This window comes from Acinetobacter sp. P1332 (genome assembly GCF_044057475.1).
GTDB classification, from domain to species: domain Bacteria; phylum Pseudomonadota; class Gammaproteobacteria; order Pseudomonadales; family Moraxellaceae; genus Acinetobacter; species Acinetobacter johnsonii.
Genome location: NZ_CP171157.1, coordinates 1,307,725 through 1,332,338 on the forward strand (window position 1 = coordinate 1,307,725; position 24,614 = coordinate 1,332,338).

Below are 24,614 nucleotides of genomic sequence, written 5' to 3' on the forward strand. Positions count from 1 at the left end.
CCCTCTAAATTAAGGGGGATTTATGGCAAAGAAATCATTAAAAGAAAAACTACAAGACGCAATGTTTTGGACATTAATTTTCTTTATTCTATATTTAATAGTTGGGTATTTGCTTGAAAGTTCGTGGCTATCAAGTCCGCTAAAGCTGGGTGATATATATAATTTATTGAAAGATGGCTTTAATATTACAGCAATGTTTCTAGCCCCAGTTGCTGCTTTTCTGTTATTTAGTGACTGGAGGGAGCAGCATAATAAGCAGGTCAGAAATGAATTCGCAATCAAGGTCTTTAATCAGTTTGAGTTATTTGAAAAACTGATTCAGGAGGCAAATATTATAAATATAGAAATGGAATATCTGGTGCCGGAAGAATCAAGAATTGAGCTTAATTATGACCGAATACCAATTTATTTAGATAATAAGATATTTAAAGAAAATCAAGAGCTAATTCTATCTTTTGGTTATAAAATTAGAGAAATCCAAGAATGTTATAATATTCTCTTAGATAAAATTAGGTATTTTGGGATCGTTGCAGGCAAATTAGAAGATATTTCAAAAATTCTCTTATATCTGATAGCTAAGCTTGAAGAAATTAATACAGTCGATGAAGATAATGATTTTTATGGTGAATATTTACAATTATTGGATTTTAATTCAAATAAGCTTCAGCAATATTTTGAGTTACGAGATGATGTATCGGAGTTAATTATTACAAGTCTACTGGCATCGTTAAAAGCTGTTTAGTTTAAGTAAGATTAAAACCCACTTCGGTGGGTTTTTTAATGGGTGGAATTTATGATCAGCAACAACTATGTGCCCGAATGGCATATCTCACCTTTTGAACATTCAAAATACACTTTAGTCCGCAATCAAGATCAATTCGACCTGTTATTTGATGATGTGACTGACACACAAGAGTTTATGCATTTAGGTGCGGGTGCTCAGGTCGATTATTACGATGGTGGCAAACATTGCATTGTTCAATTGGGTGATTGCGACGAAAGAACACTGATTGAAGTGCATGGGCTTTTATTACATGAAGCTGTTCATATCTGGCAGCGAATTAAAAAGCTGATGGGTGAAAAAAAGCCCAGCACTGAATTTGAAGCCTATTCAATACAGCGGATTGCTCAGGATCTTTTTGCAATGTTTCAGGAGAGTGAAACTGATGATTTACATTGATGATTCAAACCTAATTCAACGTGCAGTTGATTCAGATCAGGCGTTTCATGCTGATGTTCGCGCTACTAACATTAAATCGGTGTTTTTAAATGGCGAGCAGATTAGAGATGCCTTTTATGTGGATTTGGAAAAAGGCTTCTTAATTCGAATCAAGACTGATATTGAATGTCGGCCAGTTATGATTAGTGGTGAATTGGCGCATGAAATTTTATTTGGTGATGTGACTGTTGAATATCGAGAATAGCTATGGGATGGAAAAACAAACCGACTAATTTTGCGCTTGAAATAAAAAAGATTGGTGATGAACATTTGCGAAAAGTGAGTGCTGAAATGTTGCAAGCCGTAATTATGGGTAGTCCAGTAATGGATGGCTCATTCCGTAACTCAAACCTAATTACAATTGATCGGCCTACCTATCACTACATTGAAGGTGAGGGTAATACAGCGCCTAAAGGCACTTTAGATCAGAAAGCTTTTGATCGAGGTGCTCAGAACATCCTTAAAGCAAAACTAGGCAACTGTGTGTATTTGACCAATGCCTTGCCTTATGCACTCAGGATTGAAAATGGTCATTCAGATCAAACCCCCCATGGTGTGTATGCGCTTGCATTCCAATCAGTAGCGAGTAAATACAAATGATGACACTCTCTCAAGCTGAAACTGAAATTTATAAAAAAATTGGTCAATTCACTGGTGTAGAAAAAGCAAACCTTCGCATTGAGAATCAACCCTTAAATAATGGCCAGCCATTTAAGGCGCCAACAGATAAGTCGTGGTGTAAAGTTTTTGTACAGTACGCTGATAGTCAGGTGGTAGCGATTGGTAATGGCCCGTGTATTCGAGATCAAGGCATTATTTCAATCCAATGTTTTGCGCCAAAAAACAAAGGCACTCTTGCCATGACTACATTGTGTGATTCTTGGCGTTCGTTCCTGCAATCTTTCGGCGTATCTCATCTTGAAATCTATAAGGTTCATGCACCGCAGAGCATGACTGCATACAATGCCAATGGCTCAAATGAGGATGATTTTTATGGAAAAATCATTCGGGCTGAGTTTCGAGTCAACTAAACAAATTTAAACCCACCGCCTACATGGCGGTTTTTTTATTGTAAATTTTTTACGGAGTAAGTCATGTCATCTAAAGGTACTGACGTTTCACTTTATATTGCTAAAGAGCAATCACCAAACACATTGCCATCGACACCCGAGTGGCACACATTGCGACGAGTTTCCGACTCATTAAAGAAAATTGTCGAATTGACTGCATCTGGTGAAGTCATTGATTCCGTATTTGAGCAGGGTTCTGTTGCATCATCCGCAACAGCCGCAGGCGCAATCAATTTTGAGTTTTCAGCATTAAGCCAAGATATGTTTTTAGAGGGGGTATCTCGGAATGTGTTTATTGTGGATGCGATTGATACTGATAAAAGCGTTTTAGAGATTGGTGGTGATAACGATCTAGCAACCTTCACTATTGTTAAGCATGACCGAAAATTAAGTCGTATTGAGGTGTTCTCTGGTGCCCGTGTAGGTGAGCTAACCATCTCTGGAGGTACTGACGGCATGATTGAGGGTGCTGCAACAATTACAGCTACAGGCTATTCTGAGCCAACAGCATTACCAGTAGCCAATCCATTGCCAGCAACAGACACCCCATTTATCTCTGCATTGAATGTAACTGCATTTAAGATTAATGGCGTGAATACAGCTGGGACTGCTTGTGCTGAAAGCTTTGAAATCACTATTAACAACAATCTTGATGCTAAAGGTTGTCTAGGTGGTGCAAGTTTGATTAAAAGCCGTGTAACAGAGGGTCGTGTGGCTGTTGGTCTAAATTCTACGGTGCTTTTAACTGCGGCATCTAAGGGTTGGATTAAGAATGTAGAAACCCGTGACCGAATGACTGCTGAAATCGAAATTGTAGATAAGCTCGGAAACTCTTACGTGTTTGGTTTTACAAAATTAGAGCTTGATAATGACGGCTTGTCTGATACCACGGCAGATGATGAGCACACATTAAGCTTAGAGTTTAAGCATGTAAAAGAAGCACCAACAATCACACGTACAGTAGTTTAAATCTAGCCGCCTTTGGGCGGTTCTTTTTGGGATATAAAAAATGGCTTTAAAAGTAGCGATTCAACAAAGCAAAGAAGTATCACTCTGGAAAGAATACAAAGATGCTGAAGGCAATGTTTTAGCAGAATTTAAAATCCGTGGTGAAGGCTATAAGCCTTTCCGTGTGGCTCTTGAGCGGGCTAACAACCAAGTCACATCAAAAGGCTATAACGTATCCACAGCAGGCAAAGAAGATAAGCTCTATCATGAGTTGCTTTTAGAAGCTGCGGCCTGTCACTTAATTGCAGACTGGAAAGGCGTGGTGTTTGTTGAGGATGGCAAAGAAATTGAACCATCTTGCACACCTGAAAATACGACCAAGTTGTTTAATATGGGCGATATTGGTGTTGCGATCTGGGCTTTTGTAAAATCACATGCCGAGCAAATCCAGGCGGAAGCAGACAAAGTTCAGGCCGAAACACTGGGAAAGTCATTGAACTCTACGAATACTCAGAGCGATACGCAGGACTCACCGAGCACCAAATAAAGCAGCGTGAGGCGATGGGGCTAGAAATTCCAAAACCACCACGATACAGCTACACAGCAAATGCAATACTGAGTGCTTATAACACGATTGCACGCGCTAGAAAGTATGAGCAAGGTGTGCCATTGGCTTTGGGTGCCACCGATATTGGTGCATACCTTGAGTTGTATGAAGCGCCTTGTGAATTACATATTTTGGTCGAGTGCGTATTCGCTTTAGACAACAAGTATCTAGATAAGGCGCATAAACGGTTGAGTAAGAAATCAGCTTAGGTTGGTTTCTTTTTACAATTAATTTTTTTATTCATATACTGACGCTCAATTATAAAGATATTCAACGACTAATAGTGTCGCATTAAGAACATGTCTTTTATTTTGAGGGGTGGTAGGTGGGTACAATAGAAATTAATGCCAATGAAGATCAGACTATGTTGACGGTTAATATTAAAAATAGACAGCCAGTTGAGTTAGTTGATTTCGCACAAAGTATGATAAGTCTTGGTGCTGAGTACTCGGACTACATAGCAAGCTCTCAGAATCACCTTGTGTCGGATGAGATTAAGCTTTACATCAAGGAAATTAGGCCCGGGTCAATTATCACTGAATTGGTTGCGCTTGCTCCTGCGCTTATGCCTTTTGCTGAGCATGCCAATACAGTTATAGATTTTACAAATCACCTTAAATCTTGCCTCGACTACTTAAAAGGTACTGGCCCCAAACCCAATGATCTTGATAAGAAGACCCTAAACAGGGTTGTAAACTTTGTTGAGCCCGTTGCCAAGGATAGTGGTGCTGTATTGCAGTTAGATGCTTCCAATAATACAGGAACAATTACTGTAAATATAAACAGCATGGAGGCGAATGCAATTCAAAATAAAGCAGCCAAAGAAATAGACAAGATAAATGAGCCTATTGTTGGCTTGCACAAGCAAGTATTGTTGTATTGGGCGCAAACACGCGCTGACAATAGAAAAGGCTATAAGGCGGTTATTGAGAGTATTTCAAAAAAAGAAGTGAGAGCGCTTTTCGATAATGATGAAATTCAATATGAAATGATCCATGGTGAAGAGCAACTGTACAAAAAGGCTTACATTGTGGATGTGTATGTTGAAACCATCAAAGATAGGCCGGCTGTTTATAAGATAAAAAAATTCTATGAATCCATTGATCTAACAGACACAGATTAACCATCCTTCGGGATGGTTTTTTAATGCTGGAATTAGTATCTTATATTTACTTATAAGAGGGTATTCACATGAAAAAATTATTAATTGCAGGGGTTTTGGGTTTTGGGTTGGTTTTGAGTGGGTGTGGAAAAGCACCCCAAGTAATGAGTGCTGAATTTAGCTCCATGGATGATTGTTTGGCTGCAATTCAGAGAAATACTGGTGAAAAATTAGATATTGTGTCAAATGAGTTTGGCGAGGTTTCTGGGTTTTTAAAGGGCACAAAGCTAGGATTTGGTTGCAAAACAGAATCTACAGGAACGAAAGGGTTGATTGTTAATGGTTGGTATCAGGTAGAGGGTTGATTGCTATGGCTAATATACAAATACATGCAGGTGACTTTACAAAAGGAAAGGGTGTTATATCTGCAAGTGATATGGCATTTTCATTCACGGCAGCATGGGCACCAGGAGATGGGTTGTTGGGTAAATCAAACACTTTTACTAAGCATGATGTTGAGGAGGTGTCTGTTGCCACAGAGGAGAGCGTTAAACGCGTCGGCGGAACGGTTGGATGGGGTGCGGTTGGAGCATTGGCGCTAGGTCCAGTTGGTTTGCTAGCAGGTCTTTTGCTCGGCGGAAAAGGGAAGGATGTGACGTTCATCATGAAGTTCAAGGATGGGCGAAAAATGCTAGCTACAACAGATAGTAAAACATTTACCAAGCTAGCAGCCATGGTTTTCTAATAATCGAATTTAAAACCCGCGCAAGCGGATTTCAAATACTTAAAACACAGCTCGCATCTTGCGGGCTTTTTTATTGCCCGCAGGAAAGTGAAATGGCTCAAGAATCTGTATTAAGAATCATAATCGACTCAAGAAATGCTGAGCGTAATGCGCGTGCCTTGGCGAGTGAACTAGACAGCATCGAAAAGAAAGGTGATTTTGCTAGCAAATCTATGGATTCGATGTCTGTGGCAACTCGTCAACTTGCGGGTTATATGGCTGGCGTTGTGACTGTTGGTGCTGCTATCTCTAAAATGGATGCCTACACAGGTATGCAGAACCGCTTAAAACTGGTCACCCAGTCGCAAGAGCAGTTAAACCTAGCGATGAGTGACACCTTTAGCATTGCGCAAAAATCTTACCAATCATGGGATTCTGTAATTCAGGTGTATCAACGCTTTAGTGATAATGCGAAAACACTCAGAATTGATATGGCTAAGACAGCTGAACTTACAGAAACAGTATCAAAAGCTGTGGCAATTAGTGGGGCTTCAACTCAAGCAGCAGAGGCCGCATTAACGCAGTTTGGTCAAGCATTGGCATCGGGTGTACTACGTGGCGAAGAACTTAACTCGATCTTAGAGCAAACACCAGCACTCGCAAAAGCTATTGCTCAGGGTATGGGTATTACAGTTGGTCAGCTTCGATCTGTAGCTGCTGAAGGTAAAATCACTGGCGAAGTACTTGTTGATGCATTAACAAAATCAAAAAAATCAGTAGATGAATTATTTGCAAAAACCGATGTGACAATTGGTCAATCCCTTCAACTATTAAGCAATGAAGTCACCAAATTTACAGGCGAAGCAGGCAAGGCTTCAGGTGTTGCAACAACCTTAGCTAGTGGCATCCAAATATTAGCCAATAATCTTGATGCTATTGCGGGCATTGCAGTGGTTGGTGGTGTGGCTTTATTAACCAAAACTATTGCTTCTCAAACAGTGGCGATTCATGGCTCCATTACCGCAGTAGTGGCACGACGAGCAGCAGATACAGCAGCCCTGCAATCTCAGATTCAATTGACTGCGGTGGAGGTGCAACGTACTCGTCAAGTAGCAGCGTTAGCGCTTACTGAGATCAATCTAGCGCGCCAAGAATTAAACAGCGCAACAACACGACAAGCGCGTGCAGCCGCAACTATGCGACTCACTCAGGCAGAGATTGCACACAGTATTGCATTGAAGCAAAGCGCGGCGGCCGTAGCTACTCAAACTGTTGCTGAAAATGCACTGAATGCTAGTCGGTCACGTGGAGCAATGTTGCTTGGTTTGGTTGGTGGCCCAATCGGTGCAATCACAATCGGTGTGGCTGCATTGACTGCTGGATACATGTACCTTCAAAAACGCACAGCAGAAGCAAATGCAAAACTTGAAGAACAAGGCCGTGTTGCTGAAAAAACCAAACAGGAGCTTTTGGCACTAAAAGGGGTTCAGCTTGATGTCGCTAAAGATGATTTAGCAGCATCATTTGAAGACCAGAACGACAAGTTGAATAAGTTGAACTTGTCGTTTAATGGCTTTATTCGCACAGTTAAAAATGCGAACGCTGGCAATAAAGAGGTTTATGAAATCTCAGATCAAGTGCACAAAGGATTAATGTCGCAAGCTGATGCTGTCGAGAGATTGAATAAGCTAAAACTATTAACACCTGAGCAAAAATCCCAAGGTCTGGATTTAATTAAGAGTTACGAGGAGGCTAGGGTTAAGGCCCAGCAAAATGCAGATGCTCAAAAAACTTTAGGTCAGCAGGTTACTTTATCTGGCAATGCTGCATCTAATGCTGTTGGTAAAGTAAACGATAACACCAATGCTATGTATAACAATGCTGATGCGGCGAACGCAGCAGCAGATGCACAGTCTAAGTATATTTCAAACCTACAGAAGGGTGCCGCACAGACCATTATGACCAACAAGCTAATTGCTAAAGGTTGGGAGATTGAGCGTGCAAAAATGGCATCACAAGCGGCTTTTGAGAATGGAGGAAAGGTTTCGGCAAAAGATATTCAGATTATTGATATGAATATTGCTGCAAATAAAAAACTACAAACCTCTGAGGATGCAATCGCTAATGCTAAAAGAGGATCGGCTAAAGCAACGAGTGCAGCTTTGTCGCAACACCGAAAGGATGCAAAAGAAGCAAATCGCGTAGATGAGGAGCAACGTAATCTTAGAGAGCAATACATTTATGCTTATGCTGATAGAGAGAAGCAGATTGAGTTGAATTTAGCTAAAGAAATTGCAGAAATTCAAAAGGCAAATTTCGCTAATCCTGAGCCATACCTAGAGGCAGCAAATAAGCGCGCTTATTATGAAAAGCAAATCTATTTATCTCAATTGCAGTTTGAAATTAATGAATTCCAAATGAGCGAGGAGCAAAAGCTTAAATACTCTTACGATATAAAAAACTTACAACTTCATCAAAATTCAGAAATAACCAAGGAAAGCAAAGAGGTTGCTATTAATGCACTCGAGGAGCAATACAACCAAGAGCTCAGCTACATTAAACTCGCCAAAGAACAGCGCATCTTTCAAGTTGAGCAAACGATGTATAGTGAAATGGAATTAATCCAAAAACGCTATGCATTTGAATTGCAAGAGATAGCGAAAGTTCAAGATGCTGATGAGCGATCAAGATTATTAAATGCCGCCTCTTTTAATAAAAAGGAATCCGAGAATGATTTAACAAGATCATTAACTAGTGACTATATGAATGTTATGGGTTTTGAGGAAAACCCATTAATTCAGCAATTTGAGGTTCTGAATAAATTACGTGAAAACGACTTGATTAATGAGGAAGCATACCAAAATGCAAAATTACAACTTCAAGCCAAATCTACAGCTGGATATATGGAGGGGATGCTAGGCGGTTTTGCCTCACTGGTTGATGAGAACTCTAAAACCTATGCGGTACTGTTTGCTGCTCAAAAGGCTTTCGCAGTTGCCCAAGCGATGCTGAATATTCCAGCGGCATACTCTAAAGCCTATGATGCGGTCGTTGGTACACCATACATTGGTCCGTATATCGCACCTGCGGTTGGTGCGGCCGCAGCAGCCTTACAGGTGGCTCAGGCCGCAAGCATTAAATCTACCAATATGACAGGCTTCAAATCAGGCGGCTACACTGGCAACATTGGCTTAAATCAAGAGGCGGGTGTGGTTCATGGTCAAGAGTATGTGTTGAATGCTGAAGCCACTAAACGTGTCGGCATCAATACTCTTAACGCCATCAATAACGGTGGAACTATTCAAGCTGAGAAGCAGGCTCAGGCGAGTGCTAAAGCTCAATCAGCTAATCCTCAACCTATTGATAATCAAATTCGAGTTGCTATCTTTGATGATCGTGCTGATATGATGAATCAAATGTATGGGCGAGAAGGTGAGAAAGTTGTCATGTACCATTTAAAAAGAAATGGTATGTTAAAGGCTTAAATTTATTCAGTATATTTAATAAACGTGAGGGAAAATGAAAAATATTTATTTAGAAACTTTGGCTGCAGTTGTATGTGGCAGTGAGAGTAAGACTGACAAAGGTATTGGAATAACTCTTAGCATTAATGGAATGTTAATTAGCGGTGAATTGGTGTCAAAAGGAACATTTTTTGATCATGAAGGCAATTCAACGCTAAAAGCTCTACGAGATAAGCTTATTCATACTGCTGAAGAGCATAATCTCAATGAAACAGATGGCGTCACTCCTGATCATGAGTTCGAACCAACCCTTTATCTGAAAAATGCAAAATATTTTTCAGGTGGTAATCAGATCCCGACAAATGGTGGTGCATTAATTACAGTTGATTTAAATTCTGTAGACGCTTTTAGTATGGGGAAATTTGAACAGCAGTAAGTTAGATTTAAGATCCAAATAAGCCCACTTCGGTGGGTTTTCACTACCAAGCGACAGCATGTGGCGCAACAATTGCATCACAAATCTTGACATGCGGCTAACTATGGCGTATTGACGAAAAACCATATAGGCAATACTATACTAAACATATAACCCTGTTATCTGAGGATAAGAGGGTATTTTTGTCTAAGGAGTTTCCTTATGAACTTTTCATTTGGGTTTAGTGGTTCTAAACAAAAAGAAAGCGTAAATAGCTCCGCGCGCTTATTAACTGAAGCTGTTGAATCATATAAAAAAGCTATACAGGAAAGCACAGCCCAGTACAATGAGCATAGAAAAAAAGCTGAGGAGCAAATAAGTCGTGGCGCAAGACTCACAAAACATAGAATCGATCTTTGATTTCTTTTATTTAGACAATCCAAAAATAAAATCTTTCTATGCACAGCTTAACGGCTTGGGTGCTCTCAATACCCTAAAAAATACCAGTCAGATCGGCGATACTCGTAAAATGGAGGCCACAGTAGGTGTGCCTACTGTAACGGGTGGTAAGATGGGTAATGACCACACAGTTAATACGACATCTGAGCAGCTTTACGATGGCTTGCCAACTATGCCACGCGAGATGATTAATAGGCTGGATCAATTGGGTTATATTAACCGTGAACTAACCCCTGATAATCTGGGCGCCCTTGTTTTGTTAAAGGGGTATTTAAATATTACTGATATTGAAGTTATGAAAGGGGTTATTGATCCAACTATTAAATTCACTTTGAACTCAATGCCAAATACAACTGGTGCCCATAAAGAAAAAAGAAAGAATTTTGAAAATACCATAAATCCAGTAATTGAGTTCATGAAGAATGTCCCTTTTGCCTTGAGCTGCAACTTATTTGTTCCTTCTGAGTCAGATGATCAGTTAACTCAAGTCTGGATGAGCCTGGCTCGTGAGGATATGTCGTCGGTTATCCATGACATTAATTTTAAACATGGTGAAAAATTAGCAGGCAAGTGGTATGTATTAGGGATATTAGATGCAATCCCTAATTCAATGGATAGCAGTAATATTGTTTTACCTAATAGTGGTGAAATGGAGCAATTTAAAAAAGCCATGTCTGAAATGATGAAAATGTTTGGAAGAAACGATGGGGCTTACGGCATGACACCAATTGCAATTTTTAGAGTTTTAAAGCCAAAGCAATAAAACTAGATGTATATCAAGCCGCCGAAAGGCGGTTTTTTAATGCTTAAACTTTGAGGACAAAATGAAAATACAAACCAAATATGGTGAGGTGCACGTATTAACAAATTGCCCTCTATTAGATTCGACTGAGCGATTGGAGTTTAAAACTGAAGTTCATGAGGCTTATGACAGTAGTGAAGACCGTTACATCCAGCGGGATGCACCAAGGCAGGTCTTGAGCTTCAATTACGTGAATATGCAGAAAGCGATGGGCGACATCTTCCATATGCTCTATGCAAATTTGCGTAAACAGTGGGGTATTCCATTACCACAGTTTCAACAACACATTTCAGATATGGTAGACAGTGATTTTATTATCATGGACACGAAAGCATATTCAGCCGACCTTAGAGTCGGTTTTATTTTGCTTGAAAGTTCTGAGGGTACTCAAGTTGCTGAGATTGTGAGCATAGGTCGTTACATTATTGTGCAAGAAGAAATTCGAGATCCTGAAACGCAAGAAATCATTCAAGAATTGATTACTGAATATCAGGATGGCTTTCGACTTGCAGCCGATGTAACAGCAACCAATGCTTCAATCATGCCGCTGCGGATCTGCATCACTGATGGTGATGCCTCTATCAATACGGGTGGTTTTTGGTCCAATTCGAGTGTTGTATTTCGTGTGATTGCAGAGGATTCACCTGAATTTGAAGCTGATGTACCTGAACAATTTCTTGGTGATGATATTTACTTCAAGCCTTTGCTATTGGATGGCGACTCATTAGAAATGACGCTGACGCAGCATCAAAATATTGTTGATGGTGATGTTGGTGGATTTCAACAATTCACTCATTGGAAGAAACCACGCTACTTAAAACCGTTTAAGTCTGTGCTGAAAGGGTGGGATCAATATAGCGAATACCGCCGATTCTTATTTCGACGCATGGGTCGTTATCAAGCTTTTTGGATGCCTTTATATGAAAAGCATTTGAATATTTTAAACACGGCAAATATCACTACCTCATTGAGTACCAATACCAAGTACTTACTGGACGCTGATCGTAAGCACATTGCAGTTAAACGGAAAGACGGAACGTGGACCGCGCATGAGATTACAGCCAAAACTGGTGGTTCACTGACTGTTTCACCAGCGATCAATTCGCATCGTAACGACATCCAAACCATTTGCTATTTGGGTTTACACCGTTTTGATGCAGATCAAATCGAATTTCAATTTTTAGGTGCACAGATTACGCAAGTGACAGTGCCTATTGTGGAACTATCATCATGAGAAACAGAGCCGAGTTATATCAACTCAAGCATGGTGCACGTGCTTGGTATTTTACGGATCAGCGCAAAGCAATCACACATGCAGGGATTGAGTATCTGCCGATCCGTGGCCTACAGCGTACAGCGATTGAAGATGAAAGTATTGATAAATGTGATACGGAAGTGACTTTTCCGCAGGTGCATTTACTCAATGCCGATGGTGAAGATTTAGCCGCCATCTTTGCAGGCAAGATCTTCTATGGTGGTGTGACCATTACCATCCTTGAACTTTACCAGGGCGAAACACTGGTCCTGCATAAAGGCCGTGTGACACAGCCAAAATATGATGAAGATGCGGACATATTAACCTTGGTGTGTGAAACGGGTGAATCCTATCTAAATCGCAATATTTTGACACGCAAGTTTCAGTACTCCTGCCCAAATTCGATCTATGACCGTTGGTGCGGACTAAAGTTTGAAGAATGGTCATTTGAGGTTGAAGTGACTGCGATCGATGGCTTAAAGATTTCTTTTGATGTGGTGCCCACTCAGGTTTTGGATACAGAAGGCAATCCAATGTTTGAGCAGGTCCCAGTATTGGATGAAGAGGGAAATCCTGTTTTAGATGATCAGGGCAATCCCACTTTTGAAAATGGAGATCCGATCATGGAAACCAAGAGTTATCCGGATCAATGGCTGAATTTGGGGTTGATGCTGAAAGGTGGTGTACATACCTTAATTACGACCAGCAGCGCAAATAGCTTTACGCTGTATCGTCAACATGTGGGTTTAGCGGTGGGTGATGTTTTCTCAGTTGTACCGGGTTGCGACCAATCTAAAAAAATGTGTGATGAGAAGTTTAACAATTGGGCGCGTTATGCTGGGCATCAATTTATCCCGAACAGCAACCCAATTTTTACCCAATTAATTAAGTAAGCGAGGTGTCGAATGATTATTGCACCATGGGTGATTTACGCCATGCTTGCGCTGATGGTCGTCACAATGGCTTACAGCTATTACGCCATGCGCAAAGCCCAAAAGAAGAACCAACAAACAGCAAATCAGCTTGATGGAACGATTGCAGATGAAGGCGTTTCTTTCTCAGATATAGCAGGTAGTCCACATATGTATGGAAACATCACCCATATTTGGGGACATGCAACGACGGATATCAAACAGAAAGGTGGCAAGTGAGAATTTACATGTCCGATATACGAGAAGCAGGAATGTGTGCTCGCGGATCGCGGGCATTTTTTTTATCTCAGGGTTGGGACTGGACAGCTTTTCTTGAAAACGGCATCGATATTGAAATTGTTGAACAAACCAATGATGCCATGGCGCAGCAAGTTGTGGAGTATGTAAAAAATGGGCGGAAGCAGTAGTCAAACAATTGGTCAAAGATACTTCGCCAAACTTACGACATTTATTGGTAATCCAATTGAGAAGTTGATTGGGATTAACTTTGATAACCGTGGCTGGATTTTTAAACCCGATAATGATGAAACCTTTCTGCGTGTAGAAAGCCCAAATCTATACGGGGATAAAGAGGGCGGTGTTGCTGGGTTTATCGATATACATACGGGCACCGCAGATCAATTGCCGAATGCCACTTATAGCGCTGACTTTCCAAAAGTTTCAGGCTATCCATTTCAGTCTTATTTATTGTTCCGTGGACTGGGCAGAGGGGTTTCAGCGGGTGGCGTAGTTGGTGAAATTGCGGGAATTATTGCGAAACGACACCATTACAATAAATCGTTTTATCATGGCAACTCAGGCTACATGAAAGAAATGTTGCTTTGGCCGAAGCGCACGCGAATCAGAAATGATGGTCGCAGACAGTGGTATGAGGTGCGTGGGGATGGTGCGATTGTTTGTGAGATTAATGGCTATTACATCAAAAATAATGAGGAATTTAATCCACAGCCATTTACTTTAAACGCAACTAGGACGTATACAGGCGGACAAGACCTAAATGAAATTAATTTCAATAAAGTAACAATGAATTTCTCGCCTAATAAGTCAGGTGGTGGATCGGGAGTGTCGGGTCAAAGCTACTTTGATGGCTATCATGAGGAAAAGCAGTCTTTTGTAAATACATCTATTTTTGACATTCTTGTTAGGGTTCATTCATCTTCACAGGGTGAGAGCTCATCAGTAGAAAAAGACTATGAAACTTGGGTTGCCCCTGGTGAAGCTCTTATTGAAACTTCATATTGCAGTAACTCAGTCTATGATCATGAATCAAACTCTTATGTAATGGGTGCAGCACTTGATATTTATTTTCTTGATATAAAAATGCATAGAGATTTTATTGAAATTGATGCTCCCGATATAAATCCAATTCATAAGATTAGGGAAATTCTTACGGATGATACCGCGATGGGCAAGCCTGAATCAGACATAAATGACGTGAATTTTATGAAAGCTGCGGATCGAATTTTTGATGAAGGTTTGGGTATTTCATGGTCAATTACTGAGAAGTCATGTCTTGAAGCCATCAATGAACTTTGTGGCCATATCGAAGCGGGTGTGCGGATGAACCGTCAAACTGGTTTATATGAGATGGTCTTATTTCGTGATGATTGGTTTGCAGATAATGAAGTTCACACACTGCCTGTCAACAAAATTAAGGGTATGCAGCTGGATGGAGCAACATCTGCAGATGAACTGATTAATAAGTTGAACGTGAGTTATTACAATCAAAGTGCGATTAAAAACTCTTCATTTTCAATTGCCGAGAATGCTGCAATTCGGAACTTAAATGGACATGAAAACTCTGATGAGGTGAAGTTTCCTTATTTCATGCATCAGCGTAATGCAGCAATAGTAAGTCAGTGGAAGCTCAAGCAGGTATCTACTCCAGTTTGGCAAGGAACTTTCACAACTGGGTTTTATCAGGCACGAAAGTGGAATCGGTATGACTTGCTCAAACTGGAATGGCCAAGACGTTGGAGCGGTACCATTTTAGTTCGGATTATGAAAATCAACTTAGGCACCGGTACAGATGTATCGATTGATTTTGTAGAGGTCGTGCCTTATTCAGGCAATCTTTCTTCAAACATTGTGAATGATACACCTGTAGACACCACACCAAAACCTCCACAGCCTGCATTGTTTAAGGCTTTTGAGTTGTCCTATTTAGAAGCAGTGCAGCTCAATGGGCAGAAAGCTGTGGACGAGGCTCTAGCTTATAACCCCGATGCAGGCTATGCGGCGGTGATTGCTCAGCGCCCACAAAGTAATTCATTAAATGCTCTGATGTATACAGATATTGGCAATGACTTTGAGCGAGCAGGTGCGATTGTATATAGCGAAACAGCTGAGTTAGATCAGAGTCTTTCAAAAATGGATCATGCATTTATTGTAAAAAAGGCTGGTGATATCGACATGGTTAGCACAGGTACACAAATTACCGTAAATAACGAAATCATGGTCTATCAATCCTATGATGAGGAAACGGGATTGCTTACGGTAAAACGCGGTGCGCTAGATACCATTCCTCAAAATCACTTAGCTGGGAGCGTTTTGTATTTTGCAGACGATTTTGTCACGGTGGATCCAACCGAATATGTTACAGGCGAGATAGTCAATGTAAAAACACTAACCACAACACCGAGTGGAATTCTAAACCTTGATGATGTGGATGCGCAGCAAGTTGAAATTAAAGCTCGTGCCATCCGACCATACCCACCTGCTAACGTGAAAATTAATGGTGAGTATTTCCCTGATGAAATTGAAACTGATTTGATTGTGACTTGGGTTGATCGTAATCGTTTGCAGCAAACTGGTGGTGAGATTATCGGTTGGTTTGATGGCGGTGTGACGATTGAAAGTGGCGTGACATATCAATTGATTTTAGTTGAGCGTGATGAAAATGAAGTTGAATTGCGCACTCAAAGTCTGAGTCTTAGTGCACTTAATGCATTCACATTTGCAACATCTTCGATGGATGCGAATACACGCACGATTGAAATTACATTGAAGTCATTGCGCGATGGGTATGAATCATATTCTGCGTTTAATCACATAGTTGAGCTATCTCAATTCTTTAGTGAGCCGCATAACATCAGCTATGTCGTTAGGGAGGTATAAGAGGTGGGTATAGAAATAGATTATGCATATAGTGTCGATGGGTTGTTCCATAGTATTAATTATTATCGTTCAGAATCACCTTTAGATATAAATAATATGCCATCGCCTGCAGCTACTGGAATTACCGAGCTGAATTACACTGATACGGAGGCCGAATCAGGGAAGATCTACTATGTCAGGTTCGGTAGTGTTAAGGCTGATATTGAAAAAATTAGTGATCAAATTACGGTATCAACCGGTGGAATTATTGAGTATGCAGATACCTATCTAAACCTATTTGCAGATGTTGTGGATAGAGGATTAAAACCAAAAGTATTTACTGGATCAGACATTAGTTTTAGTGCTAATTTTGCGGTGTTTAATGGATCATCATCCTCAATCACTTCACCAGCAAGCAGCGATTTTGGTTTTGGAACCAATGATTTTACAATTGAGCTTGCAATAAAAAGCACTGGTGCTGCATCCAGATGTCTTATTGATTTTCGAGATGCGTCAAATGGTAACGTGTCGCTGTGGTATGCACCAAATGGCGTTTATTGGCTAGATGATCTAATTTTTGAAAAGACGTCTGATGTTGTTATGAATGATGGTTCTGTGCATCATATTGCTGTTGTTCGTAGATTGAATAATCTTAAAATTTACATTGATGGCATTCAGAGTTTTAGCAAAACAACAACCAAGAACTACGGTGCTTCAAGACTTGTATCTATCGGAAAAACTTTTAACAACGCATCATATTTTTCAGGGTCTATTCGGAAAGTTCGAATCACAAAAGGAGTTGCAGTTTATCTAACCAACTTCACTTCAACATATCAAATTTAGCACCCTCGGGTGCTTTTTTATTGCCAAAAATTAGGGGGCATCGTGTCTAAACACAAAACACAAAACACAAGCTGCTGCTGAAATCGAAGTGTGAATTTTTAAATTAAAGCAAGCGTCCGAAAGGGCGTTTTTATGTCTGGAGAAAAGACAATGCAAGAAAACACGTTACCATGGGTCATTAAATTAGTTCCAGCAGTTGTGGGGGCAATCCTTGCTTTAGTGCTAAGTGGGGATATTGATAAAGAGGGGAAAATTCAGGTCACGTTAGGCTTGATTGGCAAGTTCTTATTTAGTGTGTCAGTCAGTTTGTATGGCGGTGCTGCATTCATTGAATACTACGAATTAAACCAATATTCACACATGGCGCAAGGCTTTGTGATGTTGATTTTCGCTGTATTTGGATTATTGACGATTGGTATCGTTTATCAATCAATTGCACTGATGCAGGGTAAATCAATCGCAGAAGTCATTACGGAAGTGAAAGCTGCTTTCGTTGCGATTATCGGGGGCGGAAAATGAAATTAATTGATAACTGGAAACAAGCTTGGAAACTCAAGTCAGTACAAGTGGGCGCATTAAGCGCCTTTTTTTACGCCTTCATGTATGCAGCTTTTGAGTTTCTTTGGCAATTTGGCACACATTTCCCACAAGTATGGGCTGTGGTGCCAGAAGAAATTAAGCAGTTAATGCCGCATTCATGGGTTGCTTGGCTGGGTTTTTTAAGTAGTGTTTTAGGTGTTTTTGCACGGTTAAAAGCGCAGCCTGAATTGCATGGAGAGTCGGATGAATCCAACCCAAATTAAAAAACTTCAAAAAGCTGTTGGTGTGCATGATGATGGCATCATTGGCCGTGGCACCTTGACTGCGGTATTTAAAAAATTGGGTGCCAGTCAAGCGCGTGCTGAAGAACTTGGACTTGCTGCTAATGTTCATCTGCGAACCTTTGGTATTCTGGACAACTCGCTTCGATTGATTCACTTCCTTTCACAACTGGCGCATGAATCTGGCAACTTCCGTTATATGGAAGAAATTGCGTCAGGTGCAGCTTATGAGGACCGAAAGGATTTAGGCAACACACAACCGGGCGATGGAAAGCGATTTAAAGGTCGTGGGCCAATTCAATTGACTGGGCGTGCCAATTATCGCAGATACGGTCAGCAGCTCGGCATCGACTTTGAAAACAATCCTGAGATTGTGGCGCTGCCAAGTGTGGGCTTATTGGTGGCTTGTAAATTTTGGGCAGACAATGGCTTGAATACCTTGGCTGATAAAGACGACGTACTGACCATTACACGTCGGATCAATGGTGGTACGAATGGTCTAGCGGATCGTAAAGCTCATTTAGCAAAATTGCGCCAATGGGTGTAAGAATAATTTTGCTGTGTATCCTCCTATCAGGTTACACAGCTCATTCGATTACGACGAATGTGAGTGTGGGGATTTGCATTGGGATTGTTTAATTACACTCAAATTCTCACCTATATATAGTCATTAAAAAATGTAGACTGATTTGTAGACTGTTGAATTATATTTGTAGACTGATCATGGTTGTTAGTGCGAAGTGTTGCATATATACAATATATTTAAAAACAATGATCTACTGTTATTTATAGCCAATTAGATTAATCGCAAAACAATGTTCTCAGAACTGGAAGTTCTAAAGCCAGCCTCCTGCTAAATAAAGCCTCCATCATGTAGGCTTTATTTTTAGGGGTTAAAAAAAGCTTAATCTGCCATTTGATAAAACTCTTTATTTGATAGATGAAGAAAACCTATGAATAACAGACACTAGATACTTAAAATCAATTAAACCATAATGAAAGTAGGTGTATAGTAAATGGACTTGCTAAATTTAGAGTGATGATCCTTATGCCGATCAATTTTGTAATACGCTTTGCAGCGATTTTATTTTCAGTTTTAATTTTAGTGGCGCTTGCTATTCGGTTCTTCTTTGATCCGCACTATACCGTGGTCTTTTGGATCTTTGCCATGCCGTTTATTTTAGGTACTCCAATTTTAGCATCTGTAGTTTTAGCGAAAAATGAAGAGCTTGATATTCACTCAGTCAATTAAAAATGACGTAAAAATACAGCTTTTCAATATAAAAAAGCCCGTCAAGTGATGGGCTTTTTTATGCAATCTTAAATTTTGCAAAACTCGCACAGTTTTTTAAAAATATATTTGCTATGTTGATCTTTTATTTAAAGAAATATTTTTTATGAAAAAAATCTTAATGCTTGGATTAATGGTTGCTGCTATTTCGGGTTGTAGTACTGTGCAAAAGAATGAAACTGAAAAGCCAACTTTGGGGATGGCTAATCCTGCCAGTACGTACTGTGTTGAACAGGGTGGTAAATTAGAGATTCGAAAAGAGGCCAATGGTGAAGTAGGCTATTGCCATTTACCGAATGGTCAAATCATTGAAGAATGGGCACTTTTCCGTGCTAGTCAAAGCAAATGTGTTGCTGAGCAAGCAACATCCTTGATTGGTCAGTCAAATTTAACTGAAGCACAGATTAAGCAAAAAACCAGTGCGAAGATGGTCCGCTTAGTACAACCAGGGCAGCCTGTGAATATGGATTATCGCGAAGACCGTGTGACAGTAACAGTCGATCCGAAAACCAATAAAGTGGTTCAAGCAAGCTGCGGTTAATTTTTCTAAGAATAAAAGCCCGAATTTGGGCTTTTATTCTATTTAAAGTGGGTAATGGTTCTTCATTTGAAAAAGTTTGATTATGATAGGGCGAATAGGAGAGTTGTAATGAAAAAGTTATTCGCTTTGGCTGCTGTGATTGCACTGGTGGGTTGTGCTGAAAAAAAACCGCTAACACCAGAAGAGCAATGGCATGGCTATTGTAAAAGTATTGGTAATGCGGCACGTTCAATTATGTTAGACCGCCAAAATGCCATTGAAAAAGAGAAAGCGATTGAGCATGCCAATAAAGTTGAAGACGAAATGACCAAGGCATTTGCGTTAGAAATTATTGAAGATGTTTATGCTTTACCTGAGGCTGAAATTAAATCCGATATTGAAGGTGCGCGTGAAAAAATTCGTGTGAAATATACTGAAAAATGTATTGCAACACCGCATACCGAAATGCCAGATTACAAACCGTTCTAAGGAACGGTTTTTTTATTTTTTGGATGGAACTTTTTGTGACAAAACTCTAAATCATATATATAGCAAAGCATATAAAAATAAAGAATAATGAACATAGAATAAAAAATGAGAGGAGCAGAAAATGGAAGTTGTTGGCTATTTAAATCACGCTGATTTACTCTTGGAAGATGAAAATGGTGTGGCCGTAATTGGCGGTGGTCATTATGTCCTTAGCTTGGGTGACCATGTATACTTCAAACACGCACTTGACCATGAACCTACACGAATTTCAGTACAAATTTCTTTTGCAAGCTCTGCACATCAAAATTTGCATGAGGATGAAATTCAGATGAAATTTGAAGGCTGTCGTGAAAGTTTCAAACAATATATTCAAGCCACAACAGTACACTAAGGTTGAATATTGATATTGCGTAAAAAGAGGCAACATAGGTTGCCTTTTTTGTTTTTAAATGGCAGTTCAAAGTTAATGTGAAACAATTCCAAACGATCTGACTATATTGCTGTTTTTATGTCCAATCGATATGAACATCATTTAGTTAGAAAATAATGGGCATCACGAAGAAACACTTGTAGCGCATTAACTTTTAACTGGAATTTTAGTAAAATTAAGCAGTCCATATTATTTACGTAGCTTTATTTAAAGCAGGAATACGTAAATAATTTTTTAAAAAAGAGGAATAACACCGTGCTAGAAGCTTACCGCCAACACGTTGCAGAACGTGCCGCACTCGGAGTCCCACCGAAGCCACTTGACGATGCTCAAACAGCTGCATTAGTTGAATTATTAAAAAACCCACCAGCTGGCGAAGAAGCATTTTTAGTTGATTTACTAGAAAACCGTGTTCCAGCGGGTGTTGACCAAGCTGCATATGTTAAAGCTGCATTCTTAGCTGCTTTGGCTAAAGGCGAGGCGACTTCACCATTAGTTTCTAAAGAACGTGCGGTTTACTTACTAGGCACTATGCTTGGTGGTTATAACGTTGCTCCTTTAGTTGCTCTTCTTGATGATGCTGCACTTGCTGAATTAGCGGCTGAAGCATTGAAGAAAACGCTTCTTGTATTTGATGCGTTCCATGACGTTGCAGATAAAGCAAAAGCGGGTAACGCGAATGCACAAGCGGTTATGCAATCTTGGGCTGATGCTGAATGGTTCACTAGCCGTAAAGATGTTCCAACTGAAATCAAACTGACTGTTTTCAAAGTAACTGGCGAAACCAACACTGATGACTTGTCACCTGCACAAGACGCATGGAGCCGTCCAGACATTCCATTGCACGCAAATGCAATGTTGAAAAACGTACGTGACGGTATCAACCCAGAAGTTCCTGGTGAAGTTGGTCCATTAAACCAAATCAAAGACTTAATCGCGAAAGGCAACCAAGTTGCTTACGTAGGTGACGTTGTTGGTACAGGTTCAAGCCGTAAATCAGCAACTAACTCTGTACTTTGGTTCTTCGGTGACGAAATTGCTCACATCCCGAACAAAAAAGACGGTGGTTACTGCTTAGGTTCTAAAATTGCTCCGATTTTCTTCAACACAATGGAAGATGCTGGCGCGTTGCCAATCGAGATTGATGTTGCAAACATGAACATGGGCGATGAAATCGTTCTTAACATTGATCATGCTGCTGCAAAAGTTACTGCAACTAAAGACGGCGCAGTCATTGCTGAAGCTGAACTTAAAACTCCAGTGCTTCTAGACGAAGTACGTGCGGGTGGTCGTATCAACTTAATCGTTGGTCGTGGTTTGACGACTAAAGCGCGTGAAGCTCTTGGTCTTGCTCCATCGACTTTATTCCGTGCTCCAGTTCAACCTGCTGCTACTGGCAAAGGTTTTACTCAAGCACAGAAAATGGTTGGTCGCGCATGTGGTCTTCCTGAAGGTCAAGGCGTACTTCCAGGTACTTACTGTGAACCTAAAATGACGACTGTTGGTTCGCAAGATACCACTGGTCCAATGACGCGTGACGAATTGAAAGACTTGGCTTGCCTAGGTTTCTCTGCTGACCTTGTTATGCAATCTTTCTGTCACACAGCTGCGTATCCAAAACCAGTTGACGTTCAAATGCAACACTCGCTTCCTGATTTCATCATGAACCGTGGCGGTGTGTCTTTACGTCCAGGTGACGGTATTATTCACTCTTGGTTAAACCGTATGCTTCTTCCAGATACAGTTGGTACTGGTGGTGACTCACATACGCGTTTCCCAATTGGTATTTCATTCCCAGCAGGTTCTGGTCTTGTAGCCTTCGCTGCTGCGACTGGTGTTATGCCATTAGACATGCCTGAATCTGTACTTGTTAAGTTCAAAGGTAAAATGCAACCTGGTATCACACTACGTGACCTTGTACATGCAATTCCTTACGTTGCGATTCAGCAAGGTGACTTAACTGTAGAGAAGAAAGGTAAGAAAAACATCTTCTCTGGTCGTATCCTTGAGATCGACTTAACAGAAATGGAAACAGACCTTACTGTTGAGCAAGCATTCGAACTTTCTGATGCATCTGCTGAACGTTCTGCTGCGGGTTGTTCTATTACGCTTTCTGAAGAGAAAGTTGCTGAATACCTCAAATCAAACATCACAATGTTGAAGTGGATGATTTCTGAAGGTTATGGCGATGCGCGTACTATGGCTCGTCGTGTTGAGAACATGGAAAAATGGTTAGCGAACCCATCACTTCTTAAAGCTGATGCTGATGCTGAATACACGAAAGTGTATGAAATTGACCTTGCGACAATTACTGAACCAGTTCTTTGCTGCCCGAATGACCCAGATGATGCGAAATTGCTTTCTGATGTTCAAGGCGTGAAAATTGACGAAGTATTCGTTGGTTCATGTATGACAAACATCGGTCACTTCCGCGCAACTGGTAAGTTGCTTGAGAAAGTTCCTGGTGGCGTACTTTCAACTCGTTTGTGGATTGCTCCACCTACGCGTATGGACGAACGTCAATTGATGGAAGAAGGTTTCTACAATACTTATGGTAAAGCTGGCGCACGTACTGAAATGCCAGGTTGTTCATTATGTATGGGTAACCAAGCACGTGTAGCTCCGAACACTACTTGTGTATCGACTTCTACTCGTAACTTCCCGAACCGTTTAGGTCAAGGTGCGAACGTTTACTTAGCTTCTGCTGAACTTGCTTCTGTTGCTGCTGTACTTGGTAAATTACCAACTCCAGAAGAATATCAACAGTATGCAGCTCAAATTGATAGCATGTCTGCTGACATCTACCAATACTTAAGCTTCGACAAAATGGGCGACTATACTGACGCTGCTGCGAATGTTGATACCAAGAAAATTGCTGCTGCTCAATTGACTTAATTGATTGATAATTAAGTTTAAATGAGTTAAAAATAAGGGCTGATTTATCAGCCCTTATTTTTTGGATTATAAAATGGATAAACCAAATATTTTTAAATATGCTACAAAAGAATTATCGCAAGATGCTTTTATTTTTTGGCTATTAGATCATGCAAATCCTAAATATGAGAATGTAAATCAAGCTTTAAAAAATTGTGCTTTGAGTTTAATATCAGAATTTTTTAAATTGGAAAATAAAAAAATACCTGAAAAAATTGAACAGTTCAGTCTTTCCAAACAATACAAAAATATTGATATCTTACTTAAAATAAACAATTTTTCTATTATTATTGAAGATAAAACTGGAACCCAATCACATGGAGATCAGCTAACTAGATATCGAAATATTATTGCCTCAGAGGTAGGTGAGGAAAATGTTTTAGCTATATTTTTTAAAACACACGATCAATCTAATTATAAAAAAGAAATAGACGATGGGTTTAAGATTTTTTCTAGAGATAAATTAATTTCAGTTTTAAATATTTATGAGAATGTGCTCAGTGATATTTTTAATGATTTTAAAGACTATATAAATTCAATTGAAAATGAAGTTAACGCATTTGTTCATAAAGAGAAATGGAATCATAAAAATTGGATCGGATTTTTCAAGTATTTGCAAAAAGAGTTGAATCGAGGTAATTGGGGATATGTTCCTAATCAAAATGGTGGGTTCATGGGGTATTGGTGGGCATTTCAAAAAAATGAATTTTGTACACAGTATTTGCAAATTCAAGAAGAAGATCTAGTGTTAAAAATTAATAGTAACAAAGAAGAAAATGACAAAAAATTTAGAAATATTTGTTACAAGCATTATTTAGCTAAAGCTAAGGAGGATGGTTTAAGTTTTGAAAAACCAACCCGATTTGGTAAAGGTGAAACAATGACGATTTTAACAACTAAGTATCTTATTAGAGATGAAAGTTCAGAATTAATAGATATCGAAAGTACTCTTGAGAAACTGAAGAGGTACACTCAATTTATTGAAACTAATTCTTTAAGTCCTGCACAGTTTGTTGATTAAATGAAATAGGCATCTCTTGATATTACAACATGAGGTCATTTGTGTATTGCTTATGACTTCAATCTTTCAGTTGAATATTCACTTTGATAGATTGATATTTCTTTTTATAGATATTGTTTGTTCCACTTTACAGTCCATCTAATAAATCGTTTAATCCACGAATTGTTAAATG

Annotated in this window: 30 protein-coding genes; all 30 read left to right on the forward strand. The window is 39.8% G+C overall.

Annotated elements, in window-relative coordinates:
- Positions 1 to 22 precede the first annotated feature (22 nt).
- The 30 genes from ACFN7Z_RS06420 (at position 23) to ACFN7Z_RS06565 (ending at position 24,442) form a co-directional block, all read left to right on the forward strand.
- Positions 23 to 742 (forward strand): hypothetical protein, encoded by a 720-nt coding sequence (locus ACFN7Z_RS06420; protein ID WP_063454317.1) that lies wholly within the window; start codon positions 23 to 25, stop codon positions 740 to 742.
- Between the two features lie 51 nt (positions 743 to 793).
- Positions 794 to 1,180, forward strand: a complete 387-nt coding sequence (locus ACFN7Z_RS06425; protein WP_395442636.1) for a hypothetical protein — start codon at positions 794 to 796, stop codon at positions 1,178 to 1,180.
- On the forward strand, positions 1,167 to 1,424 hold the full coding sequence (locus ACFN7Z_RS06430; RefSeq protein ID WP_395442637.1) for a hypothetical protein: 258 nt from the start codon (positions 1,167 to 1,169) through the stop codon (positions 1,422 to 1,424). The genes ACFN7Z_RS06425 and ACFN7Z_RS06430 overlap by 14 nt, the downstream gene beginning before the upstream one ends.
- Positions 1,425 to 1,426: 2 nt before the next feature.
- Entirely contained in the window at positions 1,427 to 1,819 is a 393-nt protein-coding gene (locus ACFN7Z_RS06435) for a hypothetical protein (protein ID WP_395442638.1), read from the forward strand.
- A complete protein-coding gene (locus ACFN7Z_RS06440) occupies positions 1,816 to 2,250 on the forward strand; it encodes a hypothetical protein (RefSeq protein WP_278805031.1) in 435 nt (144 codons plus the stop codon). The genes ACFN7Z_RS06435 and ACFN7Z_RS06440 overlap by 4 nt, the downstream gene beginning before the upstream one ends.
- A gap of 63 nt (positions 2,251 to 2,313) precedes the next feature.
- A complete protein-coding gene (locus ACFN7Z_RS06445; RefSeq protein ID WP_395442639.1) occupies positions 2,314 to 3,258 on the forward strand; it encodes a phage tail tube protein in 945 nt (314 codons plus the stop codon).
- Between the two features lie 40 nt (positions 3,259 to 3,298).
- Complete coding sequence (locus tag ACFN7Z_RS06450; RefSeq protein ID WP_395442640.1) at positions 3,299 to 3,784, forward strand: hypothetical protein; 486 nt, start codon at positions 3,299 to 3,301, stop codon at positions 3,782 to 3,784.
- A 14-nt stretch (positions 3,785 to 3,798) separates the two neighbouring features.
- Positions 3,799 to 4,053, forward strand: a complete 255-nt coding sequence (locus ACFN7Z_RS06455; RefSeq protein ID WP_395442641.1) for a hypothetical protein — start codon at positions 3,799 to 3,801, stop codon at positions 4,051 to 4,053.
- Positions 4,054 to 4,169: 116 nt separating this feature from the next.
- Positions 4,170 to 4,967 carry a hypothetical protein gene (locus ACFN7Z_RS06460; RefSeq protein WP_151206223.1) on the forward strand — a complete coding sequence of 266 codons (798 nt, stop codon included), beginning with the start codon at positions 4,170 to 4,172 and terminating at the stop codon, positions 4,965 to 4,967.
- 68 nt (positions 4,968 to 5,035) lie between these two features.
- Positions 5,036 to 5,311, forward strand: a complete 276-nt coding sequence (locus ACFN7Z_RS06465; RefSeq protein ID WP_279731171.1) for a hypothetical protein — start codon at positions 5,036 to 5,038, stop codon at positions 5,309 to 5,311.
- A gap of 5 nt (positions 5,312 to 5,316) precedes the next feature.
- Positions 5,317 to 5,691 carry a hypothetical protein gene (locus tag ACFN7Z_RS06470; protein ID WP_395442642.1) on the forward strand — a complete coding sequence of 125 codons (375 nt, stop codon included), beginning with the start codon at positions 5,317 to 5,319 and terminating at the stop codon, positions 5,689 to 5,691.
- A gap of 92 nt (positions 5,692 to 5,783) precedes the next feature.
- Positions 5,784 to 9,155: a tape measure protein gene (locus tag ACFN7Z_RS06475; protein WP_395442643.1), complete on the forward strand. Its 3,372-nt coding sequence runs from the start codon at positions 5,784 to 5,786 to the stop codon at positions 9,153 to 9,155.
- Positions 9,156 to 9,189: 34 nt separating this feature from the next.
- Positions 9,190 to 9,570 carry a hypothetical protein gene (locus ACFN7Z_RS06480; protein WP_395442644.1) on the forward strand — a complete coding sequence of 127 codons (381 nt, stop codon included), beginning with the start codon at positions 9,190 to 9,192 and terminating at the stop codon, positions 9,568 to 9,570.
- Positions 9,571 to 9,771: 201 nt separating this feature from the next.
- Positions 9,772 to 9,969, forward strand: a complete 198-nt coding sequence (locus ACFN7Z_RS06485) for a hypothetical protein (protein WP_296282074.1) — start codon at positions 9,772 to 9,774, stop codon at positions 9,967 to 9,969.
- On the forward strand, positions 9,932 to 10,771 hold the full coding sequence (locus ACFN7Z_RS06490; RefSeq protein WP_395442645.1) for a hypothetical protein: 840 nt from the start codon (positions 9,932 to 9,934) through the stop codon (positions 10,769 to 10,771). The genes ACFN7Z_RS06485 and ACFN7Z_RS06490 overlap by 38 nt, the downstream gene beginning before the upstream one ends.
- 61 nt (positions 10,772 to 10,832) lie before the next feature.
- Positions 10,833 to 12,044 carry a hypothetical protein gene (locus ACFN7Z_RS06495; RefSeq protein WP_395442646.1) on the forward strand — a complete coding sequence of 404 codons (1,212 nt, stop codon included), beginning with the start codon at positions 10,833 to 10,835 and terminating at the stop codon, positions 12,042 to 12,044.
- A complete protein-coding gene (locus ACFN7Z_RS06500; RefSeq protein ID WP_395442647.1) occupies positions 12,041 to 12,958 on the forward strand; it encodes a phage BR0599 family protein in 918 nt (305 codons plus the stop codon). The genes ACFN7Z_RS06495 and ACFN7Z_RS06500 overlap by 4 nt, the downstream gene beginning before the upstream one ends.
- Before the next feature lie 12 nt (positions 12,959 to 12,970).
- Positions 12,971 to 13,216, forward strand: coding sequence for a hypothetical protein (locus tag ACFN7Z_RS06505; protein WP_262471072.1), 246 nt, complete (start codon positions 12,971 to 12,973; stop codon positions 13,214 to 13,216).
- A gap of 8 nt (positions 13,217 to 13,224) precedes the next feature.
- A complete protein-coding gene (locus tag ACFN7Z_RS06510) occupies positions 13,225 to 13,404 on the forward strand; it encodes a hypothetical protein (RefSeq protein ID WP_395442648.1) in 180 nt (59 codons plus the stop codon).
- Complete coding sequence (locus ACFN7Z_RS06515; protein WP_395442649.1) at positions 13,388 to 16,114, forward strand: hypothetical protein; 2,727 nt, start codon at positions 13,388 to 13,390, stop codon at positions 16,112 to 16,114. Before ACFN7Z_RS06510 ends, ACFN7Z_RS06515 begins: the two co-directional genes overlap by 17 nt.
- Before the next feature lie 3 nt (positions 16,115 to 16,117).
- On the forward strand, positions 16,118 to 16,936 hold the full coding sequence (locus tag ACFN7Z_RS06520) for a LamG domain-containing protein (protein ID WP_395442650.1): 819 nt from the start codon (positions 16,118 to 16,120) through the stop codon (positions 16,934 to 16,936).
- Between the two features lie 150 nt (positions 16,937 to 17,086).
- Positions 17,087 to 17,455 carry a hypothetical protein gene (locus ACFN7Z_RS06525; protein ID WP_279699932.1) on the forward strand — a complete coding sequence of 123 codons (369 nt, stop codon included), beginning with the start codon at positions 17,087 to 17,089 and terminating at the stop codon, positions 17,453 to 17,455.
- On the forward strand, positions 17,452 to 17,739 hold the full coding sequence (locus tag ACFN7Z_RS06530) for a hypothetical protein (RefSeq protein WP_395442651.1): 288 nt from the start codon (positions 17,452 to 17,454) through the stop codon (positions 17,737 to 17,739). The genes ACFN7Z_RS06525 and ACFN7Z_RS06530 overlap by 4 nt, the downstream gene beginning before the upstream one ends.
- Positions 17,720 to 18,304: a glycoside hydrolase family 19 protein gene (locus ACFN7Z_RS06535; RefSeq protein ID WP_395442652.1), complete on the forward strand. Its 585-nt coding sequence runs from the start codon at positions 17,720 to 17,722 to the stop codon at positions 18,302 to 18,304. Before ACFN7Z_RS06530 ends, ACFN7Z_RS06535 begins: the two co-directional genes overlap by 20 nt.
- Before the next feature lie 501 nt (positions 18,305 to 18,805).
- Positions 18,806 to 19,009: a hypothetical protein gene (locus tag ACFN7Z_RS06540; RefSeq protein WP_094148163.1), complete on the forward strand. Its 204-nt coding sequence runs from the start codon at positions 18,806 to 18,808 to the stop codon at positions 19,007 to 19,009.
- 145 nt (positions 19,010 to 19,154) lie between these two features.
- Entirely contained in the window at positions 19,155 to 19,589 is a 435-nt protein-coding gene (locus ACFN7Z_RS06545) for an I78 family peptidase inhibitor (RefSeq protein WP_395442653.1), read from the forward strand.
- Between the two features lie 108 nt (positions 19,590 to 19,697).
- A complete protein-coding gene (locus tag ACFN7Z_RS06550; RefSeq protein ID WP_094148165.1) occupies positions 19,698 to 20,057 on the forward strand; it encodes a hypothetical protein in 360 nt (119 codons plus the stop codon).
- Positions 20,058 to 20,178: 121 nt separating this feature from the next.
- Positions 20,179 to 20,448 carry a hypothetical protein gene (locus ACFN7Z_RS06555; protein WP_004696516.1) on the forward strand — a complete coding sequence of 90 codons (270 nt, stop codon included), beginning with the start codon at positions 20,179 to 20,181 and terminating at the stop codon, positions 20,446 to 20,448.
- A 294-nt stretch (positions 20,449 to 20,742) separates the two neighbouring features.
- Positions 20,743 to 23,382 (forward strand): bifunctional aconitate hydratase 2/2-methylisocitrate dehydratase, encoded by a 2,640-nt coding sequence (locus tag ACFN7Z_RS06560; protein ID WP_094148166.1) that lies wholly within the window; start codon positions 20,743 to 20,745, stop codon positions 23,380 to 23,382.
- 73 nt (positions 23,383 to 23,455) lie between these two features.
- A complete protein-coding gene (locus ACFN7Z_RS06565; RefSeq protein ID WP_094148167.1) occupies positions 23,456 to 24,442 on the forward strand; it encodes a PD-(D/E)XK nuclease family protein in 987 nt (328 codons plus the stop codon).
- The last annotated feature ends 172 nt before the right edge of the window (positions 24,443 to 24,614 follow it).